Raw genomic sequence first — 1483 nt, forward strand, 5'->3', positions numbered from 1 at the left:
GCGTACGCACTCACCACGCTCGGTGAGGATCTGCTCAAGACCGAAGGTGAGCAACCGTTCCATGAGCGGCTAGGGCAGCACATTCTCCTGAACCTCCACGGCCTGCAGGTCGTCGAAGCGGTCGATTCACTTCAGTCCCGTGGAGTCAAGGTCAAGGTCGAGACTGTCGCCCAAGAGCTCACCACCCTAGGCATCGAGTCAGGGGGTGACAGCGGCGAGAACATCAACCCGCTACGCCTCTGGCTGGAGCGCGCCGGAGTGTTCGTCGCTGGCAAGGGCCAGTGGACAATCGACTCCGCCGTCGTGAAGAAGCTTACGGGCGCCTCCACCGCCGAGATATCAGAGATCGTCGATCTCAACAAGCCTCAGCAAGCATTCCTGCGGGCGCTGGCCACCTACACCGACGAGGCATCACCGGTGGCTTCAAAGGTACGTTCGCTCGCGGAGGTGCAGAACCCCGGTATCAGGTTCGACACCAAGACCTTCGCTGAGCGCGTTGTTGGGCGTCTCGCCGCCGAAGGCTGGGTCAAGGCCGAGAAGGCTACGCGCGGCCGTGGTGCAAAGTCAGGTCGCGTCACACCCACGGAGAAGTTCCGGGAGATCATCAGCCGACCGCTCATGGACACGGTGTTGGAGCAGACTCACCTCCTCGACCCTGTGTCGCTCCGCCGTCCGCTCAGGGATCTACTCACGGTCGTCAACGATGAGAAGAACGAAACCAACCACGCACGCGGCCTCGCTCTAGAGGGCGTGTGCATCCAGATCATACGAATGCTCGGTGCGCGCTTCCTCGGCTGGCGTCTCCGCGGCGACCAGACCGCTGGCGCCGAGGTCGATTTGGTGGCCGAGACGTCCAACGACCCCTATCTGCTGATCCAACTGCAGAGTAAGGCGTCGGCAATCAATGGCCGCGAGATTATTGATCGGGAGGTCGGCGTAGCTCAGTCGCTCAAGAGCAACGTCATCCTCTTCGTTTCCGCGAAGAATGTCGGTGGAGCCGTACATGCAAGAAACAAGCCTGGCGGTTTTGTTCCTGGATGGGACTGACCTCAGCGGCGGGGCTGCTGCAGTCGCAGCAGGCATTGCGCGCGAATGGGACCACGTGCGCCTCATCAAGGCTAAGCGTGGGCAGGAACGGACACGGGCAATGATCGAGTAGACGTCCAGCGCTGCCTAGACGGAGAGAACTGCTTACCGTCTTTTGGCAAATTTTCTCACCTGGCCGTTCGGAACGTTGCCCGAGACGGTAGTCGAGGCACTCAGCGACGTACCCCTATGTTGTGCCCGGCACTTCGCAGGTCTTGAAAGCTGAACGGCTTAGACCCCAAAAATCCCGACTCGGCATAAAACCCCAGACGATGCGGGTGTGGTGTTCCAATTTCTAGGAAGTGAGAACTGTAACGACTAGATGCAGCGGATATTGCCAGTTCTAGACCTCGGCCGCCGGGCCCCGACCTAAAGAACATGCGTAGACGGATAATGA

The 1483-nt window shown here is 60.1% G+C and carries 1 protein-coding gene; it reads left to right on the forward strand.

Features of this window, described 5'->3' with window-relative positions; all coding sequences use genetic code 11:
* The coding region (locus tag LQV45_RS31825; protein WP_230011435.1) for a hypothetical protein at positions 1 to 1047 on the forward strand (1047 nt) is incomplete at its 5' end.
* Positions 1048 to 1483 lie beyond the last annotated feature (436 nt).

The sequence above is a fragment of the Microbacterium sp. Bi128 genome (assembly GCF_918698205.1).